The sequence below is a fragment of the Paraeggerthella sp. Marseille-Q4926 genome (assembly GCF_916618935.1).
In the GTDB taxonomy this organism is placed as follows: domain Bacteria; phylum Actinomycetota; class Coriobacteriia; order Coriobacteriales; family Eggerthellaceae; genus Paraeggerthella; species Paraeggerthella hominis.
Genome location: NZ_CAKAKF010000002.1, coordinates 159,723 through 178,076, shown reverse-complemented (window position 1 = coordinate 178,076; position 18,354 = coordinate 159,723). Strand labels below are relative to the sequence as shown.

15 protein-coding genes are annotated in these 18,354 nt (G+C 58.6%); 3 read left to right on the top strand and 12 right to left on the bottom strand.

The window, feature by feature from the left end; all coding sequences use genetic code 11:
- Nucleotides 1-423: 423 nt before the first annotated feature.
- Both rimI and LG373_RS04065 read right to left on the bottom strand, forming a co-directional pair.
- On the bottom strand, nucleotides 424-1,800 hold the full coding sequence (gene rimI, locus LG373_RS04070) for a ribosomal protein S18-alanine N-acetyltransferase (protein WP_225749081.1): 1,377 nt from the start codon (nucleotides 1,798-1,800) through the stop codon (nucleotides 424-426).
- 117 nt (nucleotides 1,801-1,917) lie between these two features.
- Nucleotides 1,918-3,234 (bottom strand): trigger factor, encoded by a 1,317-nt coding sequence (locus LG373_RS04065; protein WP_225749080.1) that lies wholly within the window; start codon nucleotides 3,232-3,234, stop codon nucleotides 1,918-1,920.
- A 184-nt stretch (nucleotides 3,235-3,418) separates the two neighbouring features.
- Between LG373_RS04065 and LG373_RS04060 the strand changes: the two genes are divergently transcribed.
- Together LG373_RS04060 and LG373_RS04055 are read left to right on the top strand one after the other, a co-directional pair.
- Complete coding sequence (locus LG373_RS04060; protein WP_225749079.1) at nucleotides 3,419-4,684, top strand: MFS transporter; 1,266 nt, start codon at nucleotides 3,419-3,421, stop codon at nucleotides 4,682-4,684.
- Nucleotides 4,685-4,797: 113 nt separating this feature from the next.
- Nucleotides 4,798-5,148 (top strand): hypothetical protein, encoded by a 351-nt coding sequence (locus LG373_RS04055; RefSeq protein WP_225749078.1) that lies wholly within the window; start codon nucleotides 4,798-4,800, stop codon nucleotides 5,146-5,148.
- 249 nt (nucleotides 5,149-5,397) lie between these two features.
- Here LG373_RS04055 and LG373_RS04050 read toward each other — a convergent pair whose 3' ends face one another.
- From LG373_RS04050 to LG373_RS04005, 10 genes are all read right to left on the bottom strand, one after another.
- Nucleotides 5,398-5,640, bottom strand: a complete 243-nt coding sequence (locus LG373_RS04050) for a hypothetical protein (protein WP_114567990.1) — start codon at nucleotides 5,638-5,640, stop codon at nucleotides 5,398-5,400.
- 267 nt (nucleotides 5,641-5,907) lie between these two features.
- Nucleotides 5,908-7,308, bottom strand: coding sequence for an MFS transporter (locus LG373_RS04045; RefSeq protein WP_225749077.1), 1,401 nt, complete (start codon nucleotides 7,306-7,308; stop codon nucleotides 5,908-5,910).
- Nucleotides 7,309-7,594: 286 nt separating this feature from the next.
- A complete protein-coding gene (locus LG373_RS04040) occupies nucleotides 7,595-7,825 on the bottom strand; it encodes a zinc finger protein (protein WP_114567992.1) in 231 nt (76 codons plus the stop codon).
- A 21-nt stretch (nucleotides 7,826-7,846) separates the two neighbouring features.
- Nucleotides 7,847-8,200 carry a 4Fe-4S dicluster domain-containing protein gene (locus tag LG373_RS04035; RefSeq protein WP_225749076.1) on the bottom strand — a complete coding sequence of 118 codons (354 nt, stop codon included), beginning with the start codon at nucleotides 8,198-8,200 and terminating at the stop codon, nucleotides 7,847-7,849.
- Nucleotides 8,172-10,538 carry a molybdopterin-dependent oxidoreductase gene (locus LG373_RS04030; RefSeq protein ID WP_114567994.1) on the bottom strand — a complete coding sequence of 789 codons (2,367 nt, stop codon included), beginning with the start codon at nucleotides 10,536-10,538 and terminating at the stop codon, nucleotides 8,172-8,174. Before LG373_RS04030 ends, LG373_RS04035 begins: the two co-directional genes overlap by 29 nt.
- A gap of 234 nt (nucleotides 10,539-10,772) precedes the next feature.
- Nucleotides 10,773-11,003, bottom strand: a complete 231-nt coding sequence (locus LG373_RS04025) for a hypothetical protein (protein ID WP_181792633.1) — start codon at nucleotides 11,001-11,003, stop codon at nucleotides 10,773-10,775.
- Nucleotides 11,004-11,412: 409 nt separating this feature from the next.
- Entirely contained in the window at nucleotides 11,413-12,123 is a 711-nt protein-coding gene (locus LG373_RS04020) for a hypothetical protein (protein WP_225749075.1), read from the bottom strand.
- Nucleotides 12,124-12,210: 87 nt separating this feature from the next.
- Nucleotides 12,211-13,902, bottom strand: a complete 1,692-nt coding sequence (locus LG373_RS04015; protein WP_181792631.1) for a response regulator transcription factor — start codon at nucleotides 13,900-13,902, stop codon at nucleotides 12,211-12,213.
- A gap of 786 nt (nucleotides 13,903-14,688) precedes the next feature.
- Nucleotides 14,689-15,387, bottom strand: a complete 699-nt coding sequence (locus LG373_RS04010) for a hypothetical protein (protein WP_114567998.1) — start codon at nucleotides 15,385-15,387, stop codon at nucleotides 14,689-14,691.
- Between the two features lie 134 nt (nucleotides 15,388-15,521).
- Entirely contained in the window at nucleotides 15,522-16,292 is a 771-nt protein-coding gene (locus LG373_RS04005) for a class I SAM-dependent methyltransferase (RefSeq protein ID WP_225749074.1), read from the bottom strand.
- 823 nt (nucleotides 16,293-17,115) lie between these two features.
- Here LG373_RS04005 and LG373_RS04000 point away from each other — a divergent pair.
- Nucleotides 17,116-18,345 carry a deoxyguanosinetriphosphate triphosphohydrolase family protein gene (locus tag LG373_RS04000; protein ID WP_225749073.1) on the top strand — a complete coding sequence of 410 codons (1,230 nt, stop codon included), beginning with the start codon at nucleotides 17,116-17,118 and terminating at the stop codon, nucleotides 18,343-18,345.
- Nucleotides 18,346-18,354: the final 9 nt, after the last annotated feature.

Genomic DNA, 18,354 nt, shown 5'->3' with positions numbered 1-18,354 from the left:
CAACCACATTACTCGGCCGTGGCGCGCGATGCGCCCGGCAGGTTCCTATCAGCCGGAATCGCGGCGGCCGACCTCCGGTGGCAACACCCCCCGGGCCTTCGCGAGAGGCAGGGGACTAGGGCCATCCGGAGGCGGCCGGCCAGCAGCCCAGAGGGCCAAGTCAATATTAGATTAAGGACTGGCTGGGTCGCTAATCCAACCGGGGCCGCCAAGCCCCTTGAACATGGCTCGATCAGGCTGGTTTCTACTGTAATGGGTCGGCACTACCGGCAGCAGCGGGCGCGTGAGAACGTGTAGGCGGCTCGACGCGGGCGCGCAAGCACGCGAAGGTGCGCGTCGCAAGCAGGAGAACCTACCGAGCACGCGAGCGACGCAACCGACGTAAACCCGCCGGACGCGCGAACCCGCCGCGCAGCGCGAAGCCTACGGTTCAAGCTCTTTCGCCATCACCACTGCGTCGTCAGCCGGGAAATCGTAGAACCCCTCCCGAACGAAAACGTCCCTGAATCCAAGCCGCCAGTAAAATGCACGCGCGGATTCGTTGGAAGCACGCACCTCCAACTGCATGGAACGGCACCCCCGCGCCGCCGCCTGCTGGCACGCGCGCTTCACCAACTTCGTCCCGCATCCGCCCCGTCGGGCGCAAGGATCTACCGCCACCCTTACGATCGCTGCAGTATCGCCCGCCTCCCACCAGCCAAGATACCCCGTCACATCGCAAGCGACAGGAGAACCGCCCCCCGACAAGGCGCACGCCACCTCGTAATGCGCACAGGGATTGTGCCGAAGCTCAAGAGCGTAGGCAAGCGGCGTCCACGGATCCTGGAAAGCCTTCGCCTCGATGGCCATGACGCCCGCAAGATCGTCTTCCACCATGGGGCGAATCAGCAGCGCATCACCCTCCGTGTCCATCGTCCCCTGCAACTCCGAGAATTGCGCGCACCCGGCACGACCGTCGCCGAACGCATCGCCAGCGAACGTCCAAGGCCGCCGGTCGACGTCGGGCTTTTGTCCGATAGCCACGAACGACTCCGACGAAAAGTAGTACTCGTCGCTCTCGAAAAGAGCCTTCCATTCGTCAAGAAGCGCGTGGATCTCGTTCGCTATCGCCGTATCGACGCAGCTCGGCACGTTTCGCCTGAAGTACGCGAAACGCTCGAACAGCTCAAGACGCTCCTCGCGCGCTTTCCCAACCGTGTCTACGGAAAACGTTTTCACCCGTATCGGCGAAAAACCCGCGCGAACCAGGTAGGTGTAGCATTTCTGCCCATTGCAACGGTCGGTGCACGCCGTCCAGGCCGTATTCGGTCGCACGTGCTCATCGTACAGCGCGAAAAGCCTCTTCATCGATTGGCTCGGGTCGGGATACGACAGCTTCACCGAGTCGTCCGTGGTCTTCACGACGACGAACCCTCCCGGCGCCAGCAACCGATAAGCCTTGGCCAAAGCCGCCTGCGGGTCCCGCACATGCTGCAACACGTGGGAGAAGTACACCACGTCGAAAGCCGTGCCGTCTTCGGGTTCGAAGTCTTCAAAGGCGGCATGCACGAATAGAAAGCGAGCGTCATCCGTCTGCGCAACGGCACGCGCGATATCGTCAGCCGACGGGTCGATGCCCACGACGCGCGCGATCGAGTCGTAAGGCGCGAACTTCAGCCGGGTGTTGAAGCCGTCGAAACATCCGACGTCCAACACGCGAACGTTCTCTCGCCCCGCCAAATTGATCGCCTCGAACGCGGCGTAGTCCTCAGGCGCAGTGCGAAACGCCTGTTTCGTAATGTGCTCTCTTCCCCACGCCACAGCCGTCCTCCCATGCTCCGCTCGCAAGTTCGGTACGCAAAGCGCGCGAGCCCGACCGGAACACGCGCATCCGGCCGAGCAGCCGCTTGCTCCACACGCTTTCCAGAATGCAGGCGCTCAGCCGACCCGGTGCGCAGCAGCATCGTGCACGACAGCTTGCTCCGCCAGCAGGCGATTCGCCTTCAAGCGCAGCGCGGCTCCCTTGGCGGCGAACAGCTTGCCCGATCGCTCGAAATCCTTCCGCGCCGCAACGGCGTTGTTGGGCGAAATCGCATCGAAGAACGAATCGATGTCCGCATCCTCCACGGAAAGCCCCTCATGTCGAGCGAACGCGTCAAGCGAGAACTGCCGCACCAGCTGCTCGCGCACCTGCATCATCACCGACATCGTCAGCTGCTGCTCCTCCATCCCCTGCTGCTTCAGGAAGTCTTCCAGCGTTTGCCCCTGCTCTTTCAGCGACTTGTGAAGCGTCTTACGAGCTTCGGACATGGCGGCGTCGTATACCGCATCGGGAATCTTGCTGTTGAAGCGCTTGGCCAGCTCGGCGGCGCACAGCTGCTCCTTTTGCTTCTGGTGCTCTTTCGCTTGCTGCTGAAGCAAGCGCGAGCGGATATGCTCGCGCAGCTGCGCGACGGTCGAGCAGTTCGGCATGACGCGAGCCGCCCACGCATCCGTCACTTCGGGTTCAACCGTCGACAGGATGCGCTTGACCGTGACCGTCGAGCGATACGACTCCATAACCGGCTGCCCGTTCGCGTCAAGCTCGAAGCTGGGACCTTCGAACTCGAAGGATTTCGTTTCCCCGACGTCCATCCCCACGATCGCCTCGTCGAAATCGTCCGGCATAGACAAAGAGCCGGTGTTGTAAACGCGCGCTTTCGAGCACAGCGCACGGACCGGCTTTCCGTCCTGGATCGTCTCCAGCTCCAGTTCCACGGAGTCGCCTTTCTCCACCGTGCTATGGCTATCGTCGGTTCCCCGGTCGGCGGAAGCCTTCACCAAAGCCTGGATCTGCTCTTCAACCTGATCGTCCGAAACGGCAAGGGCGGGCATGGTTATCTCGACGGGATCGTACGAGGACAGCTCGAACTTCGGAACGGGAACGCACGTCATCTGAAACTCGAACGTATGGCCCTCGCGCACATGCTGGGCGCATGCGTACTTCGGCTCGCCCACGATATCGACCTCGCGGTCGGCCAAAGCGAACGGCGCGCAGCGCGCCATAACGGCCTCGTCGAACAAGAACGCTGCCTCGTCCTTTCCGAGCACCTCGCGCACCACGTCCACCGGCTGCCGCTTGGGGTCCGGTTCGACCTTATGCTCGTACGCCACCAGGATCGCCGCGCGTTTGAGCCCGTCTTTCACCTCTTCGGTCGAAAGCAACACCGTAAGCTCAACGGTATCGACGCTTTTCTGCCTCATAGCCACCTGCATGACGTACCCCTTTCCCCGTGATAGATGCAATGGGGAAAATCTAGCACTCACCCCCGTTCGCGTAGTCCCTTCGGGAGTATGAAAACGCCAAATCTAGTACGGGCAACTATAGGGGGGCGTCCCCCTTGGTGACTATCCTTGAGGTACACGAGCTTTCCCGGAAAATCCAAAGGAGAGGGGTTTTATGTCTGATCTCACCATCGGACAGATTAAGAGTAAGCGGGTGCTTTACCTCATTCTGTCAACGCTCACGCTTTTGTTCCTGGGCCTGATTTACGCATTCTCGATGTTCGCAGCGCCCATGTGCTCCTCGTTCGGACTGGAGAAGGGCGCCGTCGCGCTCACCTTCAACATCATGATGATCACGTTCTGCATAGGAGCGGTCATCGGCTCCCAGATCGAGAAGAAGATCGGCGTGAAAGGAACGCTGCTTGTCGCAGCCGTTCTATTCTTCATCGGCTTCGCCGGAACCGGCATCTTCGGCAACGGGAGCATCGCGGTCGTGTACCTATGCTACGGCACGTTCGGCGGCCTTGGCGTGGGCGTGGGGTACAACTCGGTCGTCGCCACCACCAACGTGTGGTTCCCCGACAAGGTAGGGTTCTCGTCGGGCGTTCTCATGATGGGCTTCGGACTGGGATCCCTTATACTGGGCACGCTGTCCGTCAACCTGATTCCCCTGTTCGGCCTGGGAACCGTGTTCACGGCCATCGGCGTGATCACGGCAGTGATCGTGATTGCCCTGGCCCTGTTCCTGCAGCGGCCGCCCGCGAACATCGTGGAGCTTCTGGCACCCGAAAAGGCCACGGGAGACAGCTACGATCCCGGCGACGAGGATAGCGCACTGAAAACGGGGACGTTCTACGTGTACTGGACCTGGGCGATCATCGTGATCGCCATAGGACTGGCGACCATCGGCAATTGCGCTTCGGACGCGCAGATCGTCGGACTCGACGCCGGTTTCGCCACCCTGCTCGTTGGCTTGGTATCAACCTGCAACGGCCTGGCGCGCGTGGTCATCGGCCTCATCTACGACAAGACCAACGTGAAGATCACCATGCTGATCGACGGGCTCATCGCCGTGGCCGCCACCGCGTGCATCGTCAGCGCGTTCATGACCGGCATCTCGGCGCTCTACATCATAGGCGCCCTGTGCTGCGGCTTCTGCTACGGCGGCGTGCCCGTTGTGGCCTCCGCGTTTGCTCGCCAGCGATTCGGCTCGAAGAACTACCCACTGAACCTGTCCTTGGCGAACTTCGCCATCACGTTCGGCTCCATCTTGAACATAGTCGTCGGCATCGCCGTCGGCGGAGCGGCCAACCGGCTTCCCATATTCATCGTCATGACCGTGCTTTCCGTCATTGCAACGATCACCGTGCTTCCCTTCTCGCGGAAATGGGACAAGGACATGAAGATGCTCGAGAATCGCAGGGCCGCAAGAAGAGGATAGTATCCCGGTTGAACGCCGAAAAGCTGAGTCCTTCGCTTCGCGGACTCAGCTTTTCGATATAGTAGAGCGCACGCCGTTCGCAAGAAGCTTCGTCAAGAACCAAGGGGGCAATTATGGCTCGATACAGCAAGCGCCAGCAAAAGGCCTACGAGGAGATTCTTCGATTGCAGGCGAATCGACGCAAAGACATCATCAAGTGCTCGGCCTCCCTGGCCGCCATTCTAGTTCTGGTATGGGGAAAGCTAGCGCTCGAGCTGAACGGCATCATCGAGGCAGGCAACCTCATTGCCGGGGCCGTCATGATGGTCTCGTCAGTTGGCCTTGCGATCTTCGCCGGCTCGGCAAGCATCGACTTCACGAAAAGCGGGCAGTACATCAACTCCATCTACGCGCGCACAGGGCTTTCCAAGAAAGACGTGAAGGATCGCGCAAAGCAGCAGTCGCGCCAGAACGCGCAGTCGTAGCCCGCGATCTGCTCGGTCTGCGTCCGCGGCCCTGCCCACGCAGGCTGCGGACGCCTTTGCTTTACCGCCTGCAACCAGTCCGCGAACTAAAGCACGGCGCTGTACGCATGCGCACAGCGCCTTTTCAATACCTACGTCCCGCATACAAAAGCCCTTGCTCGTCCCTGGTGGATCCATGTGGCACGATCCATCAGGGACGAGCAAGGGCTTCTGCAGGAGCGCAAAGCCGAAGAGCGGATCGCCTGCCCGTCAGTGCCCGGACAAGCCGTTTCCGGTAAGCTCCGTGGCCGCTACGAAGGCAACAATCAGCAACCCCATGATAGTCCACGCCAAAATCTTGGCTTGCTTCGAGGTGAACGGCCCGATCATGTCGCTTCTCGGGTCGTTTTCAGAGTCGTACGCAATGCTGCGCACCTCTTTGTTGAAGAGGGCGTAGCACTTCGTGCAATGCTCCTCCGACTGCGATTCCCTTCCGCAAAATGGACAGATCATGTCAAATCCCCCTTCGTTAACGGCCTTTGGCAATGCACGTAGAAACCACGCATTCGCCAGAGGAATCAAAAGAACGACGGCCACGCGCACCGTCGCCCGCCGCTTGCGAGCCCGCGCAAACCAAAGCGCGGCATCCCTTCCCTTCCAAGTCGAAACCCCCTTCACAACCCGTCAGGGCTTCCGATTTTACTCGGAAGCCCGTTCGAGGTTGCCCACCATCCCCTTATCAAGAGACGGAAAGCACATGATGCGAAGGTTCGCCTTGTGCTAGGACTCCACGGCTTCGGCGATATCGTCGATGTTCATGCCCTTCGCTCCCTTGGGAAGCAAGAAGCATGCGGCGAAGCCGAACGCCATGGGAACCGCAAGCAAAGCAATCAGCGGAGAGAACGCCCAACCAGCAGCCTTCAAGCCGCCCAAAACAACAGGCGAAAGGATACCGGCCGATTTTCCGAGCGCCACGATGGTGGCCACGCCCGAGTTGCGGAACTCGGTAGGATACGACTCGGACATCATCGGCTGAGCAGCCGTGATAGCGTAGTTCAAGGCAAAGCCCATGAAAACGAATGCGATGAGGTACGGCCAGAAACTCGTTTCCGTAGGCAGCTTGACAACCTGAGAGACTATCAAGCACGCCACAACAGCCAACCCGTAACCGAATGTCAGGTTGCGCTTACGACCCATTGCCTCGGATACGAAGCCCGTCGTGCAGTTCGCGACAACCGATGCCGCGTTCTGAGCCATAGCCAGCATGTACGAAGCGGTAACCGCGCCGCCCGTAGCTTCGAGCATCAAAGCCGGCAGCCAGGCGTTTACGCCGTAGATGCTGAAGTTACCGGCAAAGTAGATGATAACCAGAGCAATCGTGGTCTTAAGGTACCTGCCCTTCCAAACCTCAGCAGGGCTTGCCTTGCCGGCAACGGGCGGAACAAGAATGTTCGCAGCATCAATTTCGAATCCCGTGTCCTTGCCAGAGCGCTTCTGGATGCACTTCAAGGTAGATACCGCTAGATCCATCTTGCCGTGAACCGCCGCCCAGTGGGCGGATTCCGGTGTGAACTTGCCGAAAATGAACGCGTAGACAACCGGGAACGCACCGATAGCGTAGCACCAATGCCACGTTGCAACCTGGACCATGATGGTGCCGATCAAGGCAGCGAACACCCAGCCGACAATCATCCAAGCCATGCCGAACGTGATGAAGAACGAACGCTGCTTCGTCGGCGTGAACTCGGTGAACAGCGTGGTAACGATAGGCGTGCACACGCCCAAGAACAGACCGGCGATAACGCGGAACACCGAGAAAAGCTCGTAAGACGGGGCGAAAATGCACGGAATGGTGAACAAGCCGTACATGAACGTGCCAAACGTCAGAATCTTACGGCGACCGAACTTATCGGACAGCGGGCCTGCGGCGAACGAGCCGACCACGATGCCGATAGTGGACCAAGATGACAGAGCGCCCTTCAGTGCATCGTTTCCTGCGGGACCGAAGAACTCCTGCATGATCTGCGTGTTCGTATAGCTGATGATCATGTAGTCATAGCCATCGAACATCATTGCGATGCCCACGAGGAAAAAGATAGAGATCGTAAACTTACTAACTCCGAACGAATCGATAAACTGGGAAATGGTGAATTTCCTAGCCGCTTTGGAATCTGCACTCATAAACCGCTCCTTGTAACGTTCCACTTAAGCCTCAATCCCCTAGCTTCAGTGGAATCTTATAAGCGCGTCGCTTTGACGAAACGGTGCCGTCCGACGGCCTCCTGAAAACAACTGGAAAACGAGAGGCCGTCTCGCCATGCGCATCGATAAAAGTGCCGTGCGCTTCAATCCGTAGAGCCCTCTTATTCCCTTGGATCGAATTGCGCACCGCCTTGACGAGCGACATTGGAAAGGAAAAAGGGTCTCGGCCCCCTGGAGCCTGAGACCCTTTTCTGAAACAAGGCTACTAACCCTCGAGCTCCTTCAAGATCTTCTGATCCTGATTCAGGCGCTCAGACTCCGAAATGGGCTTGAACGTAGCGTTCTCGATGGACTCGTCGAGTGCTTTCTCCTTCTCGGCACCGCACTTCTTGCATACCGTTGCATCTGCGGCGTTAAAGGTGTTGCACTCGGTGCACTTCCACAAGATCTTCCCCAACGGAGGCGGACGGAATCCGCCTTTTTCCTGACGAGCCATAGCTCTCCTCCTTCAGTCCGGTTATTTCGTGAAAAGCACCATCTTGGGCTTTTCAGCCGCCTTAGCAGCCAGCTCTTCCACCATGCCGTAGTACATTACGCCAGCCTGGCAGTGATGTACGCAGTTGGGAAGGCGGCCTTCGGCCACACGGTCGGCGCACAGATCGCAAAGATCGGTCGGCAGGGGAAGATACGTCCACTCCCACTTGCCCGTCAGATTCTTCACGGGACCATACTCGAGCGTCTTGATACCGTACTGGCCAATCGGAAGATCATGCGTCTTCTTGCAGGCAACCTCACAGGTGTGACAGTTGGTGCAGAATTCGTAGTCGATCAACAGACCGTACTTAGTCTCCTTCGAATCGGGTGTAGTCATAGCCCCCGAAACCTCCTCCCTTGGTGACGATTGCGCTCGGCGAGCAATCGTTTTCAGGCGTTACCTTGTAGCACTTGCACAGCGTGCTCTTGTACGGAGCGCCGTAGTGCGTCGGACCGTAAACGCCCATCGTGGTCAGGTTATTGCCGTTGCAGTCGAACACGCCGTACAGGTTGGGCTCGGCAGCCTCCTGCTCGGGGAACCACCAGCCATGGCGAGCACGCACGAGGTTCGGCATCAGGCCAGGAGCGATATGCGCCTGCTGCTTGCACTTGCCGCGCTTGTTCTCGAACCATACCCAGTCGCCCTCTTTGATGCCCTGCTCCTTCGCGATCTCCGGAGAGATATCGGCGATAGCGGTGGGATGAACCTCGCGCATCGTCGGCAGCTGGCGATGCTCGGAGTGGAACAGGCCGATGTGACGGTGCCCGGAGGTGTAGATGTACGGGTACTCCTTGTACAGCTCGGGAGTACGGTACGGGCTCTCGTACGGCTCCATGTGATGCGGCAGAGGATCGAAGCCCCACACGTCGAACAGCGGAGAAGACACCTCGTACAGACCGGTCGCGGTAACGAAGCCCGGCTGACCGTCCTCGCGAAGCAGACCCTTCTTGTACTTCTCGTACGTCTCGTTCCAATCCCAGTAGTCGTAAACCTTGTGGGTAAGGTCCTCGAACGTGTAGTCAACGCCAAGGCCGTCGTCCTGAATCATCCACGTCAAGAAGTCGCGGGTGGTCTCGAACTGGTTGAAGAACTCAGGGTTGAAGCGCTTGCCAAGGTCGAGCACAAGTTCTTCGTCCATCTTGCACTCGAAGTAGCGGCCAGCCGAAGCAGTCAACGTACGCAGCGGCTGCCACCAAGAGCGGAAGGAATCGCGCTCAACCGACATGGCGACCGGAAGAACAAGGTCGGCGAACGCCACGGCGGTCGGGGTCAGGTAGTAGTCCACCACGACCGTGTAAGGAACGTTCTTCCACGCACGGTACAGACGCGGGGCATCGCCGGACATGTTGGCGATGGGGTTGGTGCCGTGCACCCACATCATCTGAGGCGGATACGGAACGCCGGTCTCCATGGCTTCGAGCAGCAGATCGGGCGGAATGAACGGCGTGTAGCCAGCCTTGTGAATCGGGGACTGGTCGGTGCCGATACGGCGATCAAGCATCTCCTGCGAGATGAACTCAAGGCCGCAGCCGTACTTCTTGGAGCTGTTGTAAGCGTAGCGAACGAGCACGTTGCCACCGGGAACGTCGAGGTTGCCGCACAGCGCCGTGATGTCGGAGATGGCGAACGAAGCCTCCATAGCGGAGATCTGCATGTCGATGGCAAGACCCCACTGGATTGCGCCGGGGCTTGCAGCAGCGAACATACGGGCTGCGTCGATAAGATCCTGCTCGTCGATCCAGCAGATCTCGGCGCACTTGTCGGTCGGGTAGTCCTGCAGACGCTCGACCAGGTCGTCGAAGCCGTAGCACCAATTCTCAACGAACTCGTGATCGTACAGATCCTCGTCGACGATGACGCGCAGCATGCCCATGGCAAGAGCGCAGTCGGTGCCGGGACGAACCTGCAACCAGATGTCGGCCTTCGAGGCAAGCCACGTCAGAGCAGGGTCGACAACGATGAACTTCGTGCCCATGCGCATGAGGTCGATCAGCCAGTGGCCGACGAAACCGTCAGGGTTGGACGCCAGAGGCTCGTTGCCCCAAACGATAACCACTTCAGGCTGCTTCCAATCAGGGTTGTCGTAGCGATCCGGGTGAAGCTGGGAAGCGTCGAGGATCCAGCAATCGCCGTCCTTCATGAGGTTGGCAGTCATACGAGGCTGATAGCAGGAGTCGGCAGAGAGGAAGCCGAACGACATGTTCGGGCTGCCGAAAACCGCACGCAGGCACATGGCGCCGTGCCACATGGCGTTACGACCCGTACCGGAAAGAGCCACGATGCCCTCGGGCCCGATACCGTTGTAGTCGTCGTGAATCGTCTTGCAAATCTTCTTGTACGTATCTTCCAACCAGTCGAACGCTTCTTCCCAAGTGATGCGCTTCCACTTGTTCTCGCCCTTTTCTCCGTCGCGGAGAAGAGGCCATTTCAGTCGGTCGTTGTTGTAGATAGCCTCAACCATGTCCAGGCAGCGCAGGCACAGACGTCCCTGGTTGTACCCGAAGTTGGGGTCACCTTCGATCTTCTCAAGCTTGCCATCCTTGACGTACGTAAGCACGCCGCAGCCGTTGTGACACCCAGGTCCGGTCCAGACCGAGGTGCGGGTCACTTCATAACCATTCTCAAACCAGCGCCAGTCTGTTTTGTACAGATCATGGTTGTATTCGTTGATCATGAAAATCCCCCTTTCATTAAGAGATGCCAACTGATAGATGAAACCCTTATTCTTCAGAAGCTCCTTTTGCCCTTCCCGCCCGTCCCGTCGACAGCCTCGTTCTATCTTGGAACGCGCATAAAGCCTTGTACGATTCTCCTCTTCACTCGTCATCGGAGCTTCTTAAAGACGATCAACGCTTCCCCTGCAAACCTGCGTTCTTGCAAGCAGCGGAAACCTTCAAGCCCGCTGCAACTACGCAGTAGGAGGCTTGGGAGCGCCAGGAGCCGCAGGGGCACCGGGAGCCTTCGGAGCACCGGGAGCCGCAGGGGCACCACCGGGAGCCGCGGGAGCGCCGGGAGCGGGCGCCTCGGTCGGAAGATCATTCCCGCACTTTTTGCACTTGTCATTCTCGGGCGGGTTGAACGTGCCGCACGACGGGCACTTCTTCATCATGTCATCGAACGATGGTGGTCTGAAACACATGGTCGTTCCTTCCTTTAGCGACTTCTTTTCTTTGGTTCTCAACGAAGCATTTCGCAAGTCCAAGTGAATGGCATGGGGTGCATCCACGAGACGAAATTTAGCAGCCCGAAGTTGCGGCTCCCTACCCAAATCGGTATGAAAAAGGGGCATCTAGTACCATGGGTTATACGTTCTAGTACAAAGATATTGATGCTTTGACCTGGCGTTTCGTCTTTACATCACCAAAGACCCCATCACGCTTCGTGCAGCAGGGAAAGAAAAGCCCGGCAGCAAGGACCATCGCTTTGACGCGTAAAAAAGGCGCCGGCGGCTCTCAGGCCACCGACGCCTTTTCTGCTTGGCGCCAACCCTGGCAATCAGCTCGAGCGTCGCTTGGGCAGACTCCAGGGGAACGGACGGATCGAAAGGACTAGCCTTCGTCGACGATGGCGGTATCGACGATCTGGCGCATAGCCTTCACGCGCGCGGCAGCTTGGCACGCTTCGTCGACCTTCCCGTTCCTCTCGATCTCCGCAAGGAACGCTTCGGGGTTGTCGGCGGAAAGGTACTCGGTCAAATCCTCTTTGGCAACGGCAAGCCCTTGCCGTTCAATCAGCTTGTCAAGAACGACGTTGAGCGACAGGTTGTACGCCACGTCGGCGCGAATCTTTTGCTCGTACTCCTCTTCGGTCAGCTTCTCTTGGCGAAGATACTGGACCTTGGTCATGCCGCTTGCGCGCAGACGGTCGTCGTACATGGAACGAGACGCCTCCATCGCCTCCGTCACAACGGCTTCGGGCACCTCTCCTTCCAGACGGGCGATCAGCGCATCGTTGCAGCATTGCAGCTTGTAGTTTTCAAGGCCCATGCGGGACGTTTTCTCAAGATCCTGCTTGATGGACGCCTTCAGGTCCTCCATGGTGGACATTCCCTCGAAATGATCCCGCACCCATGCGTCATCCAGATCGGCAAGCGACTTGATGCTAGACCCCTTATGAGCCGAAGCGACAACGAACGAAAACAGCTGGGCTTCAATATCCTCTTCCGTCACCGCGGGGATGGAGGGCAAGGAGATGCGAACCGGACCGTAGTCCGACAGTTCGAAATCCGCGGGATCAAGTTGAAACGTAGTGCTAGCCATCGTGTTCTCCTATCAATCGAGTGCAAGTTGCTTTACAAAAGCCGGCGCAGACGTACGGGATTTCCCTATGCCGCCTTCGCGTTCTTCTCAGTCTTTGACAGCTTTCCTTTCTCCGAGCTTCGCCCCCTGCTTTTCGATGTCTTCCCTTCGAAACGTCTCGATAAGCGTGAGCATTTCTTGCGACGAATGCACCCCGAGTTTGTGATAGATGTTCGCGATGTGGGTTTTAGCCGTATGCATGGATATGACCAGCTCCTGCTGAACGTATTCCGCATTGCGGCCCTTTGCGATAAAGAAGAATATTTCTGTTTCCCGCGGCGAGAGCTTGTACAGTTCAGCAATCCGCTGGCATGTGCGTCGCCAGGGGGAATCGACGTATCCGCCCTCGGGTTTGGCCGATTTGCCGCGCGAGGCCGGCTCGCCGTCTTCCGAGGACGCGGCTTTAACAGCCGGCGCCTGAGGCTTTTGAGACGAAGATGCACGAGCTGCGTCGTCGGCAGAGGTCGGCTCAGGCTGCGAAGCAGGCGCGGCAGCCTGCGCATCCGCTCCGTCGGAGGCAAGCTCCTCCCATTCATGGAAGGGCGTGAGCACGGTAGCCACCAGCATTGCGATCGCGACGCCGCCCACGCCGATGAGCACCAGCCATCCGTGCTGGTCCATGAAAAGCATCATCAGCTGATCGCCCACGATGCAGCCTACCGCCAAGCACAGGTAAGCCACCACGCGGCCGCCGTCGACAAGCAGCAGGGAATCGGAGCGCAGGCGCTGGGCGATCCCGATGCCGATGATCACGCCGCCGAAGTCGAACAAGTTGAAGCCCGCCAAGATGACGCATTCCGCGGTTAGGGCGCCGAAGCCTTCCCGGAAAAACGGCAGCAGCACGATGCCTACGACGAACAGCAAAAGGGAGTAGCGATGGATGGCGTCGATGGACCGGCTTTGCTTCGAATGGAGCGAGGAGGCTATGATGCACGCGCCCGCCAACGCGATGCCAACAAGAATCAGGGGGTCGTTGGCCATGAGCAGCAACGTGCCGTCAACAAGATACGCTCCTTGCAACAACCCGAACGCAAACGCATAGACCATCGTCGGAACCGATGTAAGCGCGAATTCTCGAATCGCTTTGCGCGAAAGAGGGGCGAACGCATCGGAGAAGCCAGTTGGCGGCAACGGTTCCGCCGTCCTCCAATTGGCCATCAGCGACGTAATGGCCACCAGAGGCAGCAGCACCGCCGCGATCAGGCCGATAGGTTCTTGCAGGCTGCAGACGAGCAGGGCCACCAATCCGCCGAAGATCATGTCGACGGCAAACGAGCGGGTCAGGTAGTTTGCAGCAGCTCGCACGTAATAATGCAGCCACAGGAACATCAACAGGGCTTCCGAGACGCCAAGCAGCACGACCGTGCCCAAACGAAGGGGCACGGGGAAATCCATTGTCGTGGCGGAGACGATAGTGGCAAGGGTGGCCAACGCGCCCGCAGACACCAAGAGGATCTTCGAAGGAGCGGTTCTGTTCTTGCGAAGCATGCGCTTTCCAACCAGAACCAAGATGCCGAACGTAACGGCTAGAGTCAGATACAACGTAACCTGTCGCTGAAAAAAGAGGGATGGCGCGTTGATTGCGGCGGTCCCAATGAAAAGAGGCGTGAATAAAACAAGATAGTGCCAACCGAGCAGAGCTTTGAAACCGATCATCTTGAGCGTTTTGGTATACGCCTCGTTCGCTTCCTCAACCATTTCAACTTGCTGCGAGCATGCTACACGATTATCCAACCCCATAAGCGCCCTCTTTCCCCGTGAAGCCAGCGACCCGAACCACCGGCCCATGTCATACACTTTATCCACCTACCCCTGAGGGATATATAGCCAGAAGTACTAAAACCCTCGTTTTAGTACCCTCGTCAGTACAAATGCGCCTATTCTGAGTGATACGTTTATTCGTGCGAAGCGGTGCGGTGACCGTATAGGAAAACCAATTTAGTCAATGATACCCCCCCCCCCCGCACGCACAAGGCCTATTCCAACGCGTTTCCTTGCTCGCGCGCGTGCGCACCAAAAAAATCAACAAGCACGGCGTTGTTGGATGGAGCCGCTTTCATCAGGTCTCGTCGATAGGAGAACGCACATGCCGGGAGGATGCTGGATATGCAATCCAATGTGCGGGAAATGCCAACCTGCACCCAAAAAGTCCGGAACGTGCCCGGATTGCGGCACATGCACCATCTTCGACAGGGTCGACATCGTCAACGGCGTCGATCTGCACTGCAAAAAGTGCGGCAAGGACATGAACGATCTTGTTCGGCCCCAGCCGGTTCGCTGCAACTACAGCGGCTTGATCTGCGCGTATCCCTGCGGCAAAAGCTCTTCGCCACGGCACGACCACGGCAACCAACCATGCAAGCGAAACACTCCGCCCAGCAAAGAATGGTTTGATGCGCACCCCGCCTAGTCAGCAGCATCGGGAATCGTGCGACGGCGCCGGCAAGTTCCATCGCACAGCGTTGAACGAAAAGGAAGCCGCCCTCACGGACGGCTTCCTTTTCGTTCAACGTACCGGGAAACGCGCTAGTCTTTCGCAAGCGCCTCTACGACGAAATCACGGGACAGCTCGGCGCCCGGCGTACCGGAATACTCCGTCATCAGATAGAACAGGGCTTTGCGAATCATGCTGGGAGGCTCCCCCAAACCGTGCGCAACGTAATCGATCGCTTCCTCGGAAAGCACGGGGCTTTTCCCTTCTTCGTAGTACATGGCAAGAAGGGTCCTCACGTAATCAACCAGGCCGGCACCATCGAGGGCTTCGATGCGGATTTCTTCGAAATCGTCCAAAACGCCTTCGAACTGGCTTAAATCGAATTCAGAAAGCGGTTTGTCAGACGAGATGACGGTATCCAAACCATGACGCTCGCGCTCTTGGAGCAACAACCTGCACAACATGGGTCCCACTTCTTCGTCCTCGAAGAAGCCCTCGAAGTCGTCCAAAAACAGGACTTCGTGTTTTCCCAGGTCATCGAAGTAGCCGTCATAGACATTTGCCCGCATGGCCTCCGGCAGTTCTTGACAGGGACGATACAGAACGCGCTTCGTGGAAAGAAGGTCCTTGTCCAGCTGCCGTGCGCGCAGCACCGTGGTCTTGCCCGATTCTTTCGGACCTACAAGGAAGAGCTTTTCCGGCTTCCCATGCGTTTGCGTGATATCGATGATCCGCTGGAAAGATTCGCGGTTACCATCTGAGAAGATAAGTTCGTCTAAGGGCGTTAACATGGGAGATCCTCTCTCAATCGCAGAATATGAAATGTAGCATCCCCATGCCAGCCGCATCGCGGTTGCTTACATACTAGCACAGAAACCGAAGGTGGGAAGAGCCGGGAACAAGGGCCCGAGCTCATCACGGGCGATCAGGAGCCCAGAACGCGCAGCGGAGAATAGGCAAGCGGAGCGGTTGCCGCTCGAGATTTCCTGGCAACGAAGCGCAGGCGCCGGTAATCCGCCACCCAACACCCACTGCTCTCATTCCACGACCGCTCCTCGCACGCTTTCTCGTAGTCCTCCAAAACAAGCTCTCTGTCTTCGGGGCGATACAAGGCCAGGCTCTTCGCGAAGCGGGACTCAGCCCACAAGCGCAAGCCGTCGCGACCGTTCTCCAAAGGCGTTGCTTTGTCGAAAGCGCTCATTGCCACAACCTCGAATCCGGCGATCTCCAAAGCACGTCGGTACGCTTTTTCTTTTGGGAAGCAGAACTGGCAAACGTAATCGCCGCTGTGCTTGCGTATCGCCTGCGCATAGCCGTCTTCAAGAGATTCCGCATTGCCGAACGCCCCCATCTCCCCCACCAGCAAACCGCCGGAAGGCAAGCAGCAAGCCACGTTCTTCAGAAGGGAGATCTGGTCGGTCACAAGGTCGAACGCTCCGTCCGAATAAACGACGTCCGCCAACTCCGGGCGCCGATCGCCCGAAGCGCGCGCAACCATCGAAATGCTTGCGACGGCAACGCAGCCGTACCGCTCCAACTCGGTCGAGCCCAAGCTCTCGTCGCATGCAACGTTCAGGATTCGAAGGGCTTCCGCCTTTTTCGCGGACAGGTTCGCAACGGCTTCCAAGACATCGATGAGGGGGCTTCCCTTCATATAGGGTGCCACCGATTCAGCAAGATTCCCGCTCCAGTCCATCTGCCCGCTCCTTACCGTCTTGCCTCGACCTCCCCTTTCAGCAAGGAGCATAGCGAAGCCCCGACAACGCCGCAAGGCAAATGGCGCAACGCAGCTCAAAGTGGTACCCCGAGTATGACCTCATTTTGAGAAAATACCCTGATTAGCCCATGCGTCATCGCGAGATGTTCTCTATAGTCAAATCAAGCCGCACGCTGCAGCCCGCGTCTCGCATGAAGAGCACGACCCTCTGATCATCCCCGTGGTCACCCGAGCATGCTCACCCCCATCGAGTTCGAGATCCCTGCATCGTGCGGCTCTCGTTTTACGGCGGCTCGATGCAGCCGATCCCGGACGAGCCGTGCTGTCACGATTGGGACTGGCGGGACGAGACCTCGCAGCCTTGCGTTCGCACTGGCTTCGAGGGGCCGGGGGCCTGCGGGGGCGGGGCCTGCGAAGCCGACGACCTTGCGGGGTCGGGGGCCTTGCGGGGTCGGGGGCCTTGCGGGGCCGGCAACCTTGCGGGACCGACGCCCTTCTGTCAAAACGGACGAGTTTTGCGGCGATTTTTCGCCTTGTCGGGGCTATGCCGCTACAAGTGTTTTACATCGTGCCTGATCAATGGGCTGTCACCTTGCATTATCCTTATCTGAGGACCAGCAAAACTCGTCCGTTTTGACACGGGCGCGCGAGGACGTGCGGAGGGTCGGCGCTACCGGCAGCAACAGGCGCGCGAGAGCGCCGCCGTATGCTTCGCGTGAATTTCCAGGCGAGCATCAGGAAATGATACAATCAGACTCTACTATCGATGCGATCTTCAACCTCGAATCTCAAAGGAGGACGCATGAACGAACCAGCCTCCATCCCCTACCTTGCCCTCGACAAGGACGTCGAGGCGATCATCCTGTCCGATCGAGCCGCCGGAAGGCGGAACCCGCATGCGTTCGACGACGCGGCCATCGCGCGCCGCGAGCCGAATCCGCATGACGAGGCAACCCTTACGCGCCCCGCCTTCGCGCGCGATATCGAGAAGATCATCAACGTGCCCGCCTACAACCGCTACGCGGACAAGACGCAGGTGTTCTCGTTCATCGAAAACGACGACATCTGCCGGCGCGGGCTGCACGTGCAGCTTGTCAGCCGCATCGCGCGAAACATCGGCAGCCTGCTGGGCCTGAACTGCGACCTCATCGAGGCCATCGCGCTCGGCCACGACGTCGGGCACACGCCGTTCGGCCATGCAGGCGAGCATTTCCTCAACAAGTGCTACCATGCGCAAACCGGTCGCTACTTCAACCACAACGTCCATTCCGTGCGCGTGCTCGACCAACTGTACCGGCGAAACGTCAGCCTGCAGACGCTCGACGGCGTGCTCTGCCACAATGGGGAATTCGCTCAGCAGGTGCTGCGCATGGGCGATACTGCTACGTTTTCCCAGTTAGACGAACTGGTGGAAGCCTGCAACGCCGACGAGTCCACCATCAAGACGCTGCGACCGTCCACGCTGGAAGGATGCGTCGTGCGCGTGAGCGACATGATCGCCTACGTGGGAAAGGATCGCGCGGATGCCATCGACATGGGCGTGATCGATTCCCTCGACGTATTCGACAGCACGGTCATCGGCCGCGACAACGCCCGCATCATCAACAACCTGACCGTAGACATCGTGAACAACAGCTACGGATCCGACCGCATCGCCATGAGCGAAAACGTGTTCGGCGACCTCAAACGCGCAAAGCGCCAGAATTACGAGATCATCTACGAACGCGAGGGCATGGTGCTCGGAGCGGGAAACGTGGTGGAGGAAATGTTCGCGGAGCTGTACGAGCGCCTGCTGAGCGACCTTAAGGCGGGCGACGAATCGTCGCCTGTGTTCAAGCATCACGTATCGAACCTCGTAGCGAAATCCCGCACGGTGTCGGCCGAGGAATACCTGGCCACGGAGCCCAATCAAATTGTCGTAGACTACATGGCCTCGATGACCGACAGCTATTTCACGGCTTTGCATGCGCACCTGTTCCCCAAAAGCAACAAGCAGGTCTTCGGACGCGGCTACTGCGCCGATTTGAGCTGAACCGAAAGG